Origin of the sequence: Orenia metallireducens, assembly GCF_001693735.1 — a bacterium.
In the GTDB taxonomy this organism is placed as follows: domain Bacteria; phylum Bacillota; class Halanaerobiia; order Halobacteroidales; family Halobacteroidaceae; genus Orenia; species Orenia metallireducens.
The window spans coordinates 874,189-892,515 of the sequence record NZ_LWDV01000009.1 but is presented as its reverse complement, the minus strand read 5'-3'; the positions used below and the strand labels follow the sequence as shown (position 1 = coordinate 892,515).

The 18,327-nt window shown below is 32.3% G+C and carries 15 protein-coding genes; 10 read left to right on the top strand and 5 right to left on the bottom strand.

The features are described from left to right. The first annotated feature begins 204 nt into the window (after nt 1–204). The 10 genes from U472_RS12125 to U472_RS12085 all read left to right on the top strand — a co-directional run bounded on the left by U472_RS12125 (nt 205) and on the right by U472_RS12085 (nt 12,832). Nucleotides 205–1,014, top strand: a complete 810-nt coding sequence (locus U472_RS12125) for a DUF2935 domain-containing protein (RefSeq protein ID WP_068718816.1) — start codon at nt 205–207, stop codon at nt 1,012–1,014. 176 nt (nt 1,015–1,190) lie between these two features. Further along, nucleotides 1,191–2,492 (top strand): CCA tRNA nucleotidyltransferase, encoded by a 1,302-nt coding sequence (locus tag U472_RS12120; protein WP_068718813.1) that lies wholly within the window; start codon nt 1,191–1,193, stop codon nt 2,490–2,492. Nucleotides 2,493–2,602: 110 nt separating this feature from the next. Beyond that, nucleotides 2,603–2,950: a single-stranded DNA-binding protein gene (locus tag U472_RS12115; RefSeq protein ID WP_068718812.1), complete on the top strand. Its 348-nt coding sequence runs from the start codon at nt 2,603–2,605 to the stop codon at nt 2,948–2,950. 280 nt (nt 2,951–3,230) lie between these two features. Next, complete coding sequence (locus U472_RS12110; RefSeq protein WP_245684799.1) at nt 3,231–3,875, top strand: DUF2238 domain-containing protein; 645 nt, start codon at nt 3,231–3,233, stop codon at nt 3,873–3,875. A gap of 378 nt (nt 3,876–4,253) precedes the next feature. Beyond that, the gene (locus U472_RS17745) at nt 4,254–4,352 is read left to right on the top strand and encodes a Spo0E family sporulation regulatory protein-aspartic acid phosphatase (RefSeq protein WP_425415780.1); all 99 of its coding nucleotides are present in this window, start codon (nt 4,254–4,256) and stop codon (nt 4,350–4,352) included. Nucleotides 4,353–4,588: 236 nt separating this feature from the next. Beyond that, nucleotides 4,589–7,372 (top strand): alpha-amylase family glycosyl hydrolase, encoded by a 2,784-nt coding sequence (locus tag U472_RS12105; protein WP_068718810.1) that lies wholly within the window; start codon nt 4,589–4,591, stop codon nt 7,370–7,372. Between the two features lie 415 nt (nt 7,373–7,787). Then, on the top strand, nt 7,788–9,857 hold the full coding sequence (locus tag U472_RS12100) for an alpha-amylase family glycosyl hydrolase (protein WP_068718808.1): 2,070 nt from the start codon (nt 7,788–7,790) through the stop codon (nt 9,855–9,857). Nucleotides 9,858–10,245: 388 nt separating this feature from the next. Next, a complete protein-coding gene (locus U472_RS12095; RefSeq protein ID WP_068718806.1) occupies nt 10,246–11,076 on the top strand; it encodes a sigma-70 family RNA polymerase sigma factor in 831 nt (276 codons plus the stop codon). A gap of 492 nt (nt 11,077–11,568) precedes the next feature. Further along, nucleotides 11,569–12,243: a (d)CMP kinase gene (gene cmk / locus U472_RS12090; RefSeq protein ID WP_068718804.1), complete on the top strand. Its 675-nt coding sequence runs from the start codon at nt 11,569–11,571 to the stop codon at nt 12,241–12,243. 1 nt (nt 12,244) lies between these two features. Further along, nucleotides 12,245–12,832, top strand: coding sequence for a lysophospholipid acyltransferase family protein (locus U472_RS12085; protein WP_083189901.1), 588 nt, complete (start codon nt 12,245–12,247; stop codon nt 12,830–12,832). Between the two features lie 133 nt (nt 12,833–12,965). Here U472_RS12085 and U472_RS12080 read toward each other — a convergent pair whose 3' ends face one another. The 5 genes from U472_RS12080 to U472_RS12060 form a co-directional block, all read right to left on the bottom strand. Beyond that, nucleotides 12,966–13,316, bottom strand: coding sequence for a four-helix bundle copper-binding protein (locus U472_RS12080; RefSeq protein ID WP_068718802.1), 351 nt, complete (start codon nt 13,314–13,316; stop codon nt 12,966–12,968). Between the two features lie 164 nt (nt 13,317–13,480). Further along, nucleotides 13,481–15,040 (bottom strand): proton-conducting transporter transmembrane domain-containing protein, encoded by a 1,560-nt coding sequence (locus tag U472_RS12075; RefSeq protein ID WP_068718799.1) that lies wholly within the window; start codon nt 15,038–15,040, stop codon nt 13,481–13,483. 7 nt (nt 15,041–15,047) lie between these two features. Next, nucleotides 15,048–16,520 carry a complex I subunit 5 family protein gene (locus U472_RS12070; protein ID WP_068718797.1) on the bottom strand — a complete coding sequence of 491 codons (1,473 nt, stop codon included), beginning with the start codon at nt 16,518–16,520 and terminating at the stop codon, nt 15,048–15,050. Then, nucleotides 16,499–17,995, bottom strand: a complete 1,497-nt coding sequence (locus tag U472_RS12065; protein ID WP_068718795.1) for a complex I subunit 5 family protein — start codon at nt 17,993–17,995, stop codon at nt 16,499–16,501. Before U472_RS12065 ends, U472_RS12070 begins: the two co-directional genes overlap by 22 nt. Then, nucleotides 17,992–18,327, bottom strand: coding sequence for a sodium:proton antiporter (locus tag U472_RS12060; RefSeq protein ID WP_068718794.1), 336 nt, complete (start codon nt 18,325–18,327; stop codon nt 17,992–17,994). Before U472_RS12060 ends, U472_RS12065 begins: the two co-directional genes overlap by 4 nt.

Here is an 18,327-nt window from a genome sequence, read left to right as displayed (position 1 = left end):
TAAAGGAAACCAATAAGCAATTGATATAATAGGCACCTCTTGAAGTAGATGCAGTAATAGATTACTGTGAGATTTCTACCTTAGGGGTGTTTTTATTTTTGAATATAATTTTAAGAAAGTTGGAAAAACAGAGTGACTAATTAAACAATGCAAACATCTTTCTTTTTATTTAACATATAATTATTTAAAAAGGAGGGGATAATCTTGCAAAATGATTATCTGCATAGTGCATTGTTTGAGCATCGTTTTTGGTTACAAATTTTAGGAGATCATTCTAGGTTTATTTATAACTCATTAAGCCCTAAGGAATATAATGAGATAGAGATAACTAAGAATTTTATTGACAGTTTTGATTCATTACTTAATAGGGCGAGAGAATCATTATCAAGATCTGAAGTTGAAAGGTTAAATGAGATTGCTTATCAGCAAGCAATAGAACTTCGAGGCTTTAAGTTGGATCTGTTAGAAAAGGATTTAATAGAGGATGTTTCAATAAATATGACTCCAACTTTTATTAATCATATGGTCAATGAGTTGGAGAGATATCTTTGTATATTGGAATATTTAATTAGAGGAGAGGCGCCTCCAGCTAAGCATCCTATAGAAAGCCATCTATTATGGTTACAGGATGCTTATGGGCATTCAGCTTCCATTGGAGCATCATTGGACTTTGTAGAGCAGAACTTACAGGAGAAGAGCAAATCTTTTACTAAGAATTTCAGAGATTTTCACTTAAGAGCAGTAGAGTTTTCAGGTTATTTAAGAACTGGATTAGATACTTTCCCTGCATTAAGGCGCTTTAATCGCCAGGTCAAAGCAGAGATGGAATTGTTCCAAGATTTTTTGCAAAGGTTAAAAAGATTAGAATATAATGAAGAATTATTAGGTAATGTTACTGTCCTATTGACTGACCACATGTATCGTGAAGAATGTTATTATTTGATTAAATTAGCCCAGTCTTCTGAGTTAAATGCTCCAAAATGTGATCCTACCAAGCCTAGAGAGCAAGAGTGAGGTAGAGATAAGTTATATTATTACCAGTAACAGGTGATAAGTTGAGTTTTTAATGGTTATATGTTATTTGGTACTAGTTACTAAATTGTTATAATATCTCTCTTTAGTATAAATATTTAACTGGACAATAAGTCAATATAATTATAGCTATACATATTGGAAAAGGGGTCGTTGTTATGCTAAAGTCAATCTTTAAAGATATCAGAACTATTGGTGGTCAAGCCTATATTGTTGGTGGTTATGTTAGGGATAAACTTTTAGGACTAGATAGTAAGGATATTGATATAGAAGTCTATCAAATCAGTCCTCAAGAGTTAGAAGGGATATTAGCCAATTATGGGGAGTTTAGACTAGTGGGGAAATCCTACCCTATCTATCTATTAGGAGAGTATGAGTTTTCTTTTCCCCAACAAATCATAGAGGGTAGACAGAAAAAGAAGTTGATAGCAGACCCTGCAATGAGTGTAGAGGAGGCTACTTCAAGAAGAGATTTAACTATTAACTCTATATTATATGACCCTTTAGATGATAAAATTATAGATATCTATGGTGGGAGAGAGGATTTAAAGAGAGAGATAATCGCTTATGTTAATAGAGATACTTTCCAACAAGATCCTTTAAGGATATTAAGAGTAGCGCAATTTAAAGCAAGGTTTGAATTTGAAGTTGATAAAGAGACTGAAGAATTATGCAAAAATTTAATTCTAGAACTAAAGAAAATAGCAAAAGAGAGGATTTTTATTGAGATAGAGAAGATGCTATTAAAGGCTAAAAATCCTTCCATAGCTTTTAGATGGATGAAGAAAGTTGGTATATTGGCTGATTTTTTCCCTGAGATAGAGCAGTTATCAGAAATAGAGCAGGGAGAAAAATACCATCCTGAAGGTAGTGTCTTTGAACATACTATGTTAGCCTTAGATGTATTACCAATAGAAGAACGCAATATTACTCTAATGTTAGCAGTACTCTACCATGATGTAGGTAAAGCTTATATTCAAGTTAAGCAATCAGGAGATAGAATTCATTTCTATGGACATGAACAAGCAGGTGCTGATAGGGTTGAGGAATTTCTTAATAAGATTACAGATAATAAACAATTAATAGAAAAGGTTAAAAAGTTAGTTAAGTATCACATGAGACCTTTGAATTTAAGAAAGCACTTATCTAAGAAAGCTATTAGAAAGTTAGCAACTCAAATTGATATACCACAACTATTGAAGTTGCATCAAGCTGATGTTTTAGGAAGAGGAATGCAAGTTGATATAAGCTATATAGATAATATTATGGAAGTTTATAATGAGGTAAAAGATGAGATAAAGCCATTAGTAATGGGAAGGCATCTAATAGATTTAGGAGTAGAGCCTAGTAAGAGACTAGGAGTCTTATTAAAGGAGATTTACCAGGCACAACTAGATGGAAAGTTCTCAGATTTAGTTGGAGGGTTAGAGTATGCGAAGGATATATTAAATTTAAAATAGGGTGATGGCTATAGCCATCACCCTATTTTAATAAAAAGTAACTTTCTTATGTATAAATGTGGAATTAATGGTTATTATAACAGGAAATAAAAAAGAGGAGCTGAGTTTTAATGGTGAATCAAGTTAATTTAGTTGGTAGATTGGCCTGTAATCCTGAGTTAAAGACCTTTTCTAGTGGAACAAAAAAGGCAACTCTTGTGGTAGCTGTTGATAGAGAGTATAAGAGCAGAGGCGGAGAGCAGAAGACAGATTTTATTTATGTAGAGGTTTGGCGGAAGTTAGCTGAACAATGTGCTGATAATTTAGAGAAAGGTAGATTGGTAGCAATCGAAGGAAGGATACAGATAGATAGTTGGAAGGACCAAGATAGTGGAGAGATGCGTTACAAGACAGGGATTGTAGCTAAGAATGTTAAATTTTTAGGTAAGAGTAAGTCTGAAAAACAGGCAACGGCATGATAATTAGTTATTAATAAAAGAGGATTTGAAAGAATTCTTTCAAATCCTCTTTTATTAATTTAAATAGTATGATAGTTCAATAATGCTATTACAATAATCTGATGACAAGTGAGGAATAACAATCTTATTTCTTTACCTGTTACTGTCTTAATATCTATTTTGAAGTAACATCGATGAGTATTAATAAATATTATAGATATTATAGCAAAAATAATGTTCTAATTAATCTTTTTACTTTAATAACTTATATAATTCATTTTTAAAGAAAGGAGGAATTTACTTGTTAAATAATAGGCAGCGAGTATATATGATCTGTGCTAATCTATTTAGACTACTCTTATTAGGAGCAATAATTGGAAATGTATTAACTAAGAATTGGTTGAATCTATTTACATCTATATTGACATTAGCGCTAACCTATTTACCAACTTTTTTAAGGGATAAAAATTATATCTATATCCCTCCAGTTTTTCAGTTAATAACTTTAGTATTTATCTTCGCTTCATTATATTTAGGGGAGTTAAATGAGTATTATCTAAAGTTTTGGTGGTGGGATATTATGCTCCATGCCCTATCAGGGGTGATTTTGGGATTTATTGGATTTGTGTTAATATATATACTAAATAAGGATACTAAAGTAAATCTAGCTTTAAGCCCTTTATTTATTGCTATATTTTCTTTTACATTTGCAGTGAGTGTAGGGGGGTTATGGGAGATTTTTGAGTTTACTATGGATTCTATTTTTGGGTTGAATATGCAGAAATCTGGTCTAGTAGATACAATGTGGGATTTGATAGTAGATTCTCTAGGTGCTTTATTCTCTTCTACAATGGGATATATATATTTAAAGAGACGAGGGGCATCTTATTTAAGAAATCTAGTTCGAAGCCTTTTGTCAAGAGATGGAATAAATAAAGAAGAGTAAGTAACTTTTTAAAAAGTTACTTACTCTTCTTTATTTATACTATCAGATTAGTGCAGGTGGATAAGGGGTTAAGCTAATTTTTAAATCTAAAATCAGCTGTTTGCTTTATATATTGAGTAAGATTCTTATTTATTAATTTGCTAATTTGATAGTATCAAATTTCCTTAATAAAAGCGGCAATTAATATATATTATGGTTATGGAGGTGTTTTTAGTAAACTAAAGAATAATTAATGATAGAGGAGATAATTTATAAAGTTAAAAATTTACTTCTAAATAAACTAGTATAAGATTTTATAAGAAAGGGTGAAAAACATGCCTAATAAGATTAGAATAGAGGATAATTTAGAAAAAATGGGAAATGTTATTAAAGAAGGTAATAGAAAAAGGGGAACTTCTAGATGAAGAGGTTATAAGATTAAGTAGAGAGGTAGATAAATTAATTTTATTAATAATGGAAAAGGGATTGGATATATAGCTGATATTATTTGATTTTTTGGATAGGTTAAATTATCAGTTTAATTCACAAAATGTTAAAATTTTCTAACCACACTATAATCCATTATTAACAAAGGTGTTATAAATTGTAATTAAGGAGAGTTGTTTTTAAACTCTTAACTTACTATCAAAGGAAGGGAGGGATGAAGAAGAAAGGTCAGAAAAGAGAATAAGTCTTTTACTTAAAATTAATCTATATTAAAATGGAGGGATATTATGAAGCGAGTTTTGGATAAGAGGTGCTTGTTTTTAGCACTATCAGTTATGGTGCTATTAACAACGTTGATGGTATTTACAGAAGGTGCATCAGCAGCAAATACAGCAACAATTTATTATAAAAGAGGATATGCAACACCGTATATCCATTATCGTCCAGAGGGCGGGAGTTGGACATCAGCTCCAGGAGTAGCTATGTCTGAATCAGAATTTGCAGGATATAGTGTATATACTATCGATTTAGGAAGTGCAACTAGAGCAGAGGTCTGTTTCAATGATGGAAATGGCAATTGGGATAGTAATGGAGGTTCAAATTATTGGTTTGACCAGGGAATATCAACATATGCAAACGGTATCATTAACTCGGGGGAACCACAAGTTATAACTAATCAAGCAACAATTTATTATAAGAGAGGGTATACAACACCATATATTCACTATCGTCCAGTAGGTGGTATTTGGACTACAGCTCCAGGAGTAGCTATGTTAGATTCTGAATATGACGGATATAGTGTTTATACAATAAATTTAGGAAGTGCAACACAAGCAGAAGTCTGCTTTAATGATGGGAATGGCAATTGGGATAGTAATGGAAGTTTAAACTACTTCTTTAATCAAGGAGATTCAATCTTCGATAGCGGTACAATTACAGCAGGAAAGCCAGTAGAACTAGGTGATACAACACCTCCTACAATAACTCCAAGTCTTGTAGCACAAAGATATGAGAATCCTATCTCAATAACCTTTGATGTTAGTGATAATGAGGATCCAGCCCCAAGATTATATTATACTACCAATGGGAGTCAACCTCAAGAAATAGATAGTGAGCTATATTACGGAGAGACTATAGATATTAATGAGAGTATGACAATTAATACCTTGGCAATTGATGCTTCAGGAAATAGAACAGAAGTTAGATTTAGATATTATATCGGTGAAGGTGTAGACACAGGGGTTGACTTTAGAGAAGAGACGATTTATTTTGTAATGACAACTCGTTTTTATGATGGTGATTCAAGTAATAATGAATATTGTTGGGCTGATGAGAGTGCAGGAAATGTTGCTAATAATGATCCAGCATGGCGAGGAGATTTCAAAGGTTTAGCAGAGAAATTAGACTATATTAAGGCACTTGGCTTTAGTGCAGTCTGGATTACACCTGTTGTCAAGAATGCTAGTGGTTATGATTATCATGGATACCATGCAGTAGATTTTACAGAGGTTGACCCACGATATGAATCTGATGACTTTACTTACCAAGATTTAATTGATGCAGTTCATGCTAAGGGTATGAAGATAATTCAAGATGTAGTATTTAATCATTCTAGTAATTTTGGAGAAGAGAATTTATATCCATTATTTAAGAAAGATGCTAATGGTAATTATATCGGTCTTGATAATCCAGATACATTAGTAGCTAATTCAAGATTAGAGAATGCTGCTCAAACTTATCAAGGTGGAGATTATAGTTCAATAACTTCAAATCAACAGTATGGAGCTAGAATAGCAGCGATGAAAGAGGATAGTGAAGATACTGAACATATCTACCATCATGAGAAGAGCTTACAGTGGGAAGGTTATACAGTACAGACTGGACAGATAGCAGGAGACTGTGTTGATTTAAATACAGAGAACCCTGAAGTAGCTAACTACTTAATAAATGCTTATAATCGTTATATTGATATGGGAGTAGATGGATTCCGTGTTGATACTGTTAAGCATATCAGTAGATTGACTTTTAACAAATATTTCAATCCAGCCTTTAAAGCAAGAGGTGGAGATGACTTCTTTATGTTTGGTGAGGTTGCAGCCCGTTATCGTCAGATTTGGAATAGTGGTATTCCAGCTATTTCAGTTCCTTTCTATACATGGAAAGAATCTGCTTCATATCCATGGGGAGATAAAGCTACTAACAAAGCTTCTGTAGAACAGCATTGGGCAGATAATAGTTCTGTTAATAATGAGCCAACATCTGATAATGCCTTCTTAGCAGGTAATAACTATCATCAGCCAGATTGGTCTATGCGTTCAGGTTTAGATCAGATTGACTTTCCAATGCATTGGAACTTTAATAATGCTTATGATTCCTTTGGTGTGGCTTTAAGTGGAGATCAATATTATAATGATGCAACATGGAATGTCACTTATGTAGACTCCCATGATTATGCTCCAGATGGTGCTCCAGAGAATCAGAGATTTGCTGGAAGCCAAGAGACTTGGGCGGAGAATTTATCATTAATGTTTACCTTCCGTGGAATTCCAACTATCTATTATGGAAGTGAGATTGAGTTCCAAAAGGGTATGCCAATTGATGTAGGGCCAAATGCTCCTTTAGCTGAAACAGGGAGAGCTTATTTTGGAGATCGTATTGAAGGATCTATAACTGTAGATGGTTTTGGAGAATATTCTAATGCTACAGGAACAATAGCAGACACTTTAAATTATCCATTAGCTCAACATATTAGAAGCTTAAACTTAATTAGAAGAGCTGTACCAGCATTACAGAAAGGTCAGTATTCAACAGCTGATATTTCTGGTAATTATCTAGCATTTAAGAGAAGATATACTGATGAGGCTGTTGATAGCTTTGCTTTAGTAACAGTTTCTGGAACAGCTACATTCTATAATGTTCCTAATGGAACTTATGTAGATGCAGTAACAGGTGATACAATTAATGTCACAAATAATACCTTAACTGCTGAATGTTCTGGAAAAGGTAACTTAAGAGTATATGTCTTAAATGGTTTTGGGAAAGTAGCAGATTATGGTAGTTATTTAAATTAAAATATTTTAAAGATTAAATTTTAATATTTTCAAGGTCAATATTTAAATATTGACCTTGAAAATCAAAATAATTACTTATTTGAATAAAAAAGTATGTTTGATTTTACTTAAGATTAATAATGATTTTAGTAAAGTAAATTTTGACAAAAAGATTATATCTAATAATTTTTAGGAGGAGGTGATAATGTAATTAATTTTTTATATTCTGATAAAAGAGGGGATGGTAAATTATAAGACTATAATTTTATAAGAATTTTAATTTATAATAACAATTGTGTATTTTTATTAAGTTTGAAAGTATTTTGTAAGATGATTAATCGATTTTAATGGTTAGGCTATGTTGATTAACTAGATATACAGTAGCAACCTAAAAACAATCTTAATTGATTGTAAATAATTAAAGAGGTGAGATTTAATGTTTAGAGGATTTAAGAGTAGAAGAATAGTCTTGTTAGCAACACTTGCTTTACTTATGTTAGTTTTTGTTGCTCTGCCTACAGAAGCAACAGATTTTAATGGGGTAAAAGTACATTATAAGGATACAAATGGAACACCGAATATTTATACATGGACAGATACAGAAGAACCATCTGGTAGTTGGCCAGGATCAGCAATGACATCAGAGGGTGATAGCTGGTATATAGCATCGTTTGATGGATATACTTCTTTAAATATTATCTTTATCCCAAGCACTGGAGGGCAAAGTGCAGATCTATCCCGTAGTCAAGGAGAATGGTGGTATAAGGACGGAACATGGTATGATAGTAATCCAGAAGGGTCAAATACAGGTTCAAAAGTAATAGTACATTATAAAGATGCAAACGGAACACCGAGTATTTATACATGGACAGATACAGAAGAACCATCTGGTAGTTGGCCAGGATCAGCAATGATATCAGAGGGTGATAGTTGGTATGTAGCATCTTTTGATGGATACACTTCTTTAAATATTATCTTCATTTCAAGTACTGGAGATCAAAGTGCAGATTTATCCCGTAGTCAAGGAGAATGGTGGTATAAAGATGGAGTCTGGTATGATAGTAAGCCAGGTGGTTCCAACAATGTAACAAATGCTGATGTTGATAATTTGAGAATTTATCAAGTTATGGTGGAATCCTTCCAAGATGGAACACCAAGAGGATATGGTGATGGATATGGACCTAGCTATCATAATGGTGATCTAAGAGGTATAATCAATTCTCTTGAATATATTAAGAGTCTAGGGATGAATGCTATCTGGATGACACCTGTATTCAATTCTGTAACAGGGACGATAAAAGGTCAAGCAACAGGATATTTTGCCGATGACTATTATAATATCGACCCTAACTTTGGAACTAATGAAGAGTTTAGAGAGTTAGTTGATAAGGCTCATAGTTTAGGCATGTATGTATTCTTAGATGGTGTATTTGGTCATCACGGTGCTAATCCAATAAATGGGGTAGTAGATGGTGCTACTCAATGGTATGGATATCAAACAGTATTCCCAGATAGTTTGGAATACTTCAAGAATGTAGCAACCTATTGGATTGAAGAGTATGGAGTAGATGGCTGGAGATTAGATCAGGCTTATCAATTATACCAAAATGGACATAATTACTGGCATGAAATCAAGGTAGCAGTGGAGAGTGCAGCACAGGCACGTAAAGATCGCGGAGAAGAGTGGGGAACTTTAGGTTATATGGTAGGAGAGATTTGGAAGGGTCAAAATGAGATTAATCAACAGGGATATAGTCAAGATGGTCTAGAATCTTGTTTTGATTTCCCAATGCGTTATAGTTTAGTTCAAGTATTGGCTACTCAAGAGCATACTGAACAAAGTGGTGCTTATGGTCAGCCAGCTTCAGTATTGAATCAAGGTCTTGCAAGCCATGATATTTATCCAGATTATGCACATCCAAACTTAATGTTAACTAACCATGATTTAGTTAGATTTGGAGACTTGATTCAAAGAGCACCGAATTTAGGATATGGTAAAGAGCATAGTGATTACTGGAAACGATATAAAGCAGCTTATAGCTTTATAGCAGCTTACACAGGACCAATTACAATCTATTATGGTGATGAGATTGGTCGTGAGGTTGAAGGTTTTATCTATGAAGGAGACCTTGGTTATTATGATGACCATGTTTCTAGAGATAATGGTAAAATTTCAGGATTTACAGCTCAAGAGAATGATCTAAAGAATTATATTACTCAATTAATGAATATAAGGGCAGCACATCCAGCATTATGGAATGGTGATAGAACTAATTTAGTAGCTAACCAGACCCAATATGCTGATCTTAAGATTGATTTAGATACTGGTGAAAAGATAGTTTATGTGTTAAATACAGGAACTCAACCGACAACTATATCAATCTCTTCTAGCCAAGTAGGAGGAAGTAAATTAGTAGACTTACTATCTGATGAAGAGATTAGTAACTCTGGAAGTTACTATATAAATGTAGATGGATTATCAGGAAGATTCTTACTTGTTCAATAACTTAATATTATGATTGTAATCTAGGGATACCTTTAGGGTATCCCTTTTTATTATAGGTAAAGTTATTTAAATTAGATTTTTATTCAATAATTATATTATTTTTAGTATAAGTTGTTAATATTTAGAATAAATATAATATTACATTTATTCTGGCAGTATTAATATTTTTTAGGATTATCAATTATATCAGATAAAAATGAAGGGGAAAATCTTTTTGTTTAGAAATAGTTACGTATAAGTAAAATTTTTAAATAATTAAGAATAGATATAAATCAGAACCTTTTATAATTTCCAACTAATTTTTCTATATATTAATCTAAATTCTAATTAGATAATAAAATAGTGTTTACTCTTAAAATAAAAGGTTTTATCGAAGGAGGGGGAGGATTTGGAATCACTATTACATGATGGAATTAGATTGTATTTAAAGCAGTCAGCCCATGAACTGTTATCAGCAGAAGAGGAGCAGATGGTTGCTAGAAGGATATCTGAGGGCGATGAGGAAGCTAAGAAAATTTTAATTAAAGCTAATTTGAGGTTGGTAGTTAGTATTGCTAAAAAATATTTAGGTCAAGGTCTTGATTTCTTGGATTTAATTCAAGAAGGGAATTTGGGTTTAATGCAAGCTATTAAGAAATTTGACTATCAAAAAGGGTATCGATTTAGTACTTATGCTACTTGGTGGATTAGACAAAGAATCAACCGAGCCTTAGCTGATAAAGCAAGAACTATTAGAATTCCTGCCCATATTTGGGAGGTAATGAATAGTTATTTGAAGACGATAAATATATTGTCAAGGGAGTTGGGTAGAGATCCTAATGTAGAAGAAGTCGCTACAGAGATGAATATATCTGAAGAGAAGGTGAGGTTGATTAAAGAGTTATTACAAGAACCTGCCTCTTTAGATAGTCCTGTTGGTGAAGAAGATGACTTTTATTTAGGAGATGTAATTGAAGATCCAACGATGCCTACTCCAGATAAGATTACTTATGATATGATATTAAGGGAAGAATTAGATGAGATGTTAGATACAATCCCAAAAAGAGAGAAGAGGATTTTGGAGTTGAGGTTTGGTTTATTAGATGGAAGAACTAGAACGTTAAATGAGATTGGGCAGGATTACAATTTATCCCGTGAAAGAATCAGACAGATAGAGAAGAAAGCTTTACAAAGAATGAGGCACCCTACTAGAAGTAAAAAGTTAAAAGATTTTTTATAGAATAAAGTGGCTTAAGCCACTTTATTTTATTGAAGGAAGGTTTTACATAGAGTAGTGCCATTTTATGAGGGTATTGCAACAATTTTTTTGAGTTGATAGTATATGGTGCATAGTTAACAGTTAAGGTTTTTAAAAAATCTCATCATGCTATTAATATACTTATAATTAAGACTAAGTTTACTTTTGGTGTTTATGTCTTAATATAATTGGATAATATAAGAAATGATATTGTCTATTTAGATTTCACATAGTTATTTGTTTGATAACCTTTATCAACTCCCTGTAAATTTATTAAAAATACTAAGGTGATTTTGCTTTTATTTTGAAATTTTAGTATAATAAAAAGGGTTCTTTTATTTAGATAAGAGAACTATTAAGCTATGATCGCTTATATAAAGAGAAGCATAATAATTACTAAAGGATAAATATTATCTTTCTCGAATAGAGTAATTTGAAGATAGAAATTAAGAGTTGGAAAGGGAATGATAGTTTATGAAATTAGAAAAGGACTTAGTTATAGCAATTGATGGACCAGCAGGAGCAGGTAAGAGTACTGTAGCTAAAATTATAGCAGAAAAATTAGGATATATCTATATTGATACAGGTGCTATGTATAGAGCTTTAACTTTAAAGGCTTTAAGTAAAGATTATGATCTAGAAGATGAGCAAAAACTAGGGGTTTTAGCTGAAAGTACAGATATTAAGTTAGTTAAGGCTGGAGAAGATAATTTAGTAATCCTTGATGGAGAAGATGTAACAGAAGAGATTAGAGATAATAAGGTCAGCAATAATGTCTCTGTAGTTGCTAAGGTACCAAAGGTAAGGAAAGAGATGGTAAGATTACAAAGAAATATGGCTAAATCTGGTGGAGTAGTAATGGATGGAAGAGATATTGGCACGATTGTATTACCAGCTGCTGATATTAAGGTTTTTTTAACAGCTTCTGTTGAACAGAGGGCTCAAAGACGTTATGATGAATTAATAGATAAAGGTGAGGATGTTAATTTAGAACAGATTAAAGCTGAGATTATTCGTCGTGATAATATAGATAAAAATCGTGAAGTAGCTCCTTTGACTGAAGCAGAAGATGCTATTCGAGTCGATACAACGAAGTTAGATATTGGACAAGTAGTTGAAGAGATATTGAATATCTGTCAGGAGGTATAATATGGGTTTTACATATAAAGCAACTTGCATAGCTTTGAGAGGTTTGTTTGGCTATGGAGCAGGCTGGAAGATCGAGGGCTTAGAGAATGTCCCTAAAGAAGGTGGGATAATAGTAGTAGCTAATCATCAAAGTAACTTTGACCCACCAATCTTAGGTTGTTCTTTAAATAGACATGTACATTTTATGGCTAAAGAGGAGCTTTTTGATGGATTTATTAAGAATGCATATATGAGAGCGGTAGGTTCTTTTCCTGTTAAAAGAGGTGCAGCAGATATGGGAGCGATTAAAACTGCTTTAAAGTTGCTAAAGGATGGAGAAGCATTAGGGTTGTTTCCTGAAGGAACTAGAAGCAAAACTGGTAAGCTAAGGAAAGCTAAGTTGGGAGCAGTGATGTTGGCTGTCAAATCTAAAGCTCCGATTGTTCCTGTCGGACTAAATGGTACCCAGCATCCCTTCAAAGAAGACTTAAAGATTAATATAGGAAAGCCTTTTACCTTAGATGAATTTTATGAACGTAAGTTAGAAAAGGAAGAGATGAGAGTAGCAGGAGAGGTTATTATGGCTAAGATTGCTGAGTTATTAGAATAATAGTAATGAGTAAAGAATGAGTAGTGATGACTAAAAGAGTTGAAATTTAAAAAATAGCTAGTTATATAGTAAAATAAACTTGGATTATTATAAAAGGATATAGGGCATATATGCCCTATATCCTTTTATATATTTATGCAGTTGCCATTGCACGACATTCTGCTGCACATTGGCGACAGATATCTGCACAAGTTTGACAATGATTATCTTTAAACTTATCACATTCATCAGCACAAGCATCACAGATCTCTGCACATAATCCACATACTTGTTGAGCGTATCGACTATTACCTGCCATATACTTAGCAGACAGGGCACAGATTCCTATACAGTCTAATAACAGGCTCATACAGTCAACTCTAGCATCTACATCTGGCTCATGCATACAAGCATCTAAGCAGAATTCACATTCAGTCATACACTTGTTACAGATATCGATACATTTTTGATATCTGTCCATATGTGTTTGCATTGCTGTAGTCATATTAATTCCCCCTTGTGAAAAAAGATTTAAGTACTTTTGACTAGTCTTAGTATTCTTTAATAGAGAAATTAATATTCAAAATTTAATATACAATTATAGAGGGTTAGTTATTTTAGATTAATAAAAGTAGCTATCTATAGAGCTAGTCTTGCTAATAATTTAATCTAAAATAATAGTGTAATCCATAATAGCAATAGAGTAGATACTACCCAGAGAAGATACCTACCTAAATCCCCATTATGGACATAACTTAAAGCTTTACTGGGGTACTCTATTCCTTTAGCTAATAAGGGATAGATATCAATAGCTCTAACTTTATGATGATGGGGCTTGATAATATCATGAGCTACTTTAAAGATGATAGTAGCTAGGATGATAGGTTCTATCCCTTTCCAGATATACTTAAGAGAAAAGAAATGTACTTTGTTATCTAAAGCTAAAAAGTCTGTTAAGAGCTTGGGGTTTAAACCAATCACTAGTAGTACAGTAGTAATTAAGCCCATACCAAAGAGCATAGCTTTATCTGACTTATCATTGATCTCAACTTCTTCATCCAACTCTCTAAAGAAGGCAAAATATATTACTTTTAAAAATGAAAGGGAAGTACCTATTCCTGCTAAATATAATCCCCAGCTTAAAATTTGATTATGGAGAGCTTTTTTAATTATTAATTTGCTAATATGGCCACTGAAGAAGGGGAATCCAGTAATTGACAGGGCTGCAATAATGGCATAAAAGGTCAGCAAAGGGAGCTTTTTAGCTAAGCCACCTAGTTCTATTAAGTCTTCCTTACCAGTCCTATAGATTATGATTCCAATTACCATAAATAATAGCCCTTTATAGAGAATATTATTAATCAAATGAATAATCCCTCCACCTGCTCCTAAAGTTGTACCCACACTAATTGCAGTAATCATATAACCAATCTGGCTGATAATATGGTAAGATAAAAGCTTGCGTACCTTAGTCTGTCTTAAGGCTAAGAAGACTCCTGACAAAGCAGTAATGATACCTGCATATCCTAAAAAGTTAAGTCCACTTAAGAGTCTATATAAGCCATAAACTCCAACCTTGGTGGTATAGGCTGATAAGAGAACACTGATATGAAAGGGAACATTACTATAATTTTGAGGTAGCCAAGTATGTAGACTGATAAAGGCTAACTTAATCCCTATTGCTAAGAGGAAGAAGGGTAGACCATACTTTATATTTGTCAACTCAAGATTACCTGTTCCAGTATACTGTAACAAGATTCCCCATAAGAGGCTGATTGCTCCCACCATCTGCATGATGAAGTAATAATAACTTGTCTGTTTGGTAATAGGTTTCTCATTATTAAAGATTAAAAAGTAAGAGCTGATAGTCATAAGTTCCCAGCAGATATAGAAGGAGAAGAAATCTCCCACAAATAAAATAGCTATTGAGCTACCGATATAGAGTTGGGATAAAATATAATACTTTCCATCAGATAAATTACTAGCATAAATCATACTACATAGCCCAAAAAAGGCAAAAGATAATCCGATTATTTTGCTAATATTATCAACTTTTAATAAGACTAAATTAAAATCTAAGAAAGAGACTATTAAACTCTGATCAACAGTCAGATTATAAATCACTATTATAGCTAAAATAGATAAAGCTATAGCTATAAATTCTCTTAATTTATCTCGAGTGAAGAATAATACCCCTGTACCGAGAAGATAGATAATTCCAGGATTCATATTTGATTTACCTCCTTAGTAAAAGATTGATATAATTACCTCTGTTTATTAAAAACTTTGGGAGTGTTTCTATTAATTTAGGAGCAAAACTAGGTAATAGGCTTAATACTAAGCAGAGTATACTTAGAGTTAAAGTTGGTAGCTTTAACATTAGAGATTCTTTAAACATCATCTTTTCATCATTGAATTTATAATATAACTCTTTAATTACCTTTAGATAATAAATTAATGATAATAGACTACCAACTAAGATTAAAAAGGCTGGTATAGAGTAGTTAGATTCTAAAACTTGTTGGATGATTAACCATTTACTTACAAAGCCATTAAAGGGTGGTAAACCAATAATAGCAAAGGCTGCTAGAGCAAAGGCTAAAGAGGAGTAGGGTAGAGTCCTTCCTAAACCTGTAAGTTTTGATATCTTATCATCTTTAAGATTATAGATAAATATACCAGTAGCTAGGAATAATGTCCCTTTCATTATTATATGGTTAGTTAGATGATAGCCTCCTGCTATAATGCCTCCTTTACTTCCTAAAGCAAAGACCATAATAATATAGCCCATATGTGCAATACTAGAATATCCTAATAACCTTCTAAGGCCAGTTTGTTGATAAGCCAATAGGTGGGCTACTATAAAGGTCAATGTCCCCCAATAAACCAAGATATCTTGCAAACCAATATCTATAATAAATTCAACTCCAAATAAGATATAAATAATTCTAATTAAAGCATATAAAGAGGTCTTAATTACAATACCTGATGATAAAGCATTAAAGGTAACAGAAGCCTTAGTATAGACATCTGCTAACCAGCTGTGTAAAGGGACTAGAGCAAATTTACTAGAAAAACCAATTAAATAAAGGATTAAGATTGTAATCTTTAGACTGCTACCTACCTCTTTAAAATTAACGGCAGCTTGAGCAAGGTTTAATGTTCCAGTGCTTTGGTAGATTAAGATAATAGCCAATAGGATAAAAACCCCACTAATTGAGCCTAAGATTAAATATTTAAAAGATCCTTCAAAGCTTTCTGTATCCTTATTAATAGCTGCTAGAGCATATGAACTAATAGAAACTATCTCAAAGAAGACATATAAATTGAATAAATCTCCTGTAATAACTATCCCTATAGCTCCAGCTAATAATAATAAGGATAGAGTATGATATTTTATCTTATCTCTTTTAATATAGTTGATAGAATAAAGGGTTACTAGATAAGATAAGGCTACAATTGCTAAGATGAATAAAGCTGAAAATGCATCTATAACTAAGGTAATCCCTAATAGTGGGCTCCAGTTACCGATATTATAGACTAGAGGTTCTTTGATGGCTTGATTAGCAACTATAAAGGTTAAAATAATATGAGCTGTAGAGCTGATAATGATAATGGAATTAAAGTATCTTTTAAAATATAATTTTATCAATCCTAAGCTAAAGGCAGTCAATAAAGGTAAGATAATTAGCCAAATAACCCTAACCATTTTTCTCCTCCTAATAAGATATTGTGATAATTAATAGGTTTTAATAGAAACAATGGTGCTTTTTTAATGAACAATAGTAAAAAGTCTGGAAAAAAAGCTAAAGGAAGATAAGATAGTGATAAAAGCAGTGGTCCTAATTGTAGTTGATAAGGTATTGATATAATATTTATCTTCTCTGTCACCTTAGTATAGAATAAAATAATTATCTTTAAATAATAACTTAAAGAAATTAGACTACCAATAAGGATAGAGATAGCAGGTATTATAAAGCCAGCCTTTAAAGCAGCAGTGGTTAATATCCATTTACTGATAAAGGAATTAAAGGGTGGCAGTCCCACTATATTTAAAGCAGAGATAGTAAAGATAAAGCTACTAAGGGGTAATTGGTAGGCGATTCCCTTTAAATCGGCAATATCTTTCTTTTTAGCTTTAAGGATTAAGATGCCAGCAGTCATAAATAAGACCCCTTTTACCACAGCATGATTGATTATATGATAAATAGCTCCTTCTAAACCTGCTGCATTAAACACCCCTATTCCAATTAATATATAACCAATTTGAGCAATACTTGAATAAGCCAATAATCTCTTTAAATTATTTTGTCTATAAGCTAAGAGATGCCCTGTTAATAAAGTAATAACTCCACCATAAAGAAAGACTAGATTTAACTTTAAAGCTAATAACTCTTCTACTCTAAAAATGACAAACAAGACTCGAAGTAAAGCATATAAGAATACCTTGATTACAACTCCAGATAATAAGGCGCTGATTGATGATGGAGCAGTAGAGTGAGCATCAGGTAGCCAAGTATGTAAAGGTACTAAGGCAAATTTAGAACCAAAGCCAATCAGAAGCAAAACTGCAATCACTTGTTTAAGCTTTAATGGAATATTTTTAGCAGTGATAACTAGTTGAGCTAAGTTTAATGTTCCAGTACTCTGATAGATTAAGATGATAGCCAATAAGATTAAAATTCCACTGATTGAGCCTATAATCATATATTTAAAGCTTGCTTCAAAAGCTATATCCTTCTTATTAAAAGCCACTAGTACATAGGAGATAATAGAGGTGATTTCAAAAAAGACATAGAGATTAAATAAATCTCCTGTTAGGACCATTCCTAGCATTCCAGTAATTAATAGAAATAAGAGTGTATAATATTTAAGTTGATTGATTTGGATATAACTTAGAGAATAAGAGAGAATAATAAAACTTATAAAAGTAATCAATACTGCCAATAATCCTCCTAAAGGATCAACAATTAAACTTATTCCTAAACCTTGCTTCCAATTACCTAAATTATAGATAAGAGGATGGTCGATAACCTTAATCAATAAGCTAATACTGAGTAAAAAGATAAGTAAGCCATTACTTAAAATAAATATTCCCTTTAATTTTGGCAGATAAAGATCAATGAAAAATAATGAGAACCCTGCTAATAAAGGAACTATTATCAACCAAATTATATCTATCATCCCTTTAACCTCCTAATTTCTGAAATATCAAGGGTATTATAGTTTCGATGTAGTTTAATAGTTAATAGTAACATCAATGCCGTAATACTAGCACCTATTACAATTGCTGTTAGAGCTAAGGCTTGTGGAATAGGATCAACAATAATAGAGTATTGTTGGTCAATTATTGGAGCAGTTCCCTCAGGCTTATATCCTAAAACTACTAATAATAGAACTAGGGATGAATCCATAATATTAATTCCGATAATTATCTTGATTAGATTAGTATTGGTTAAAGTTGTATAGAGACCAAGGCAGAATAAAATAATTACTACTAAATAAATAGATTCCAT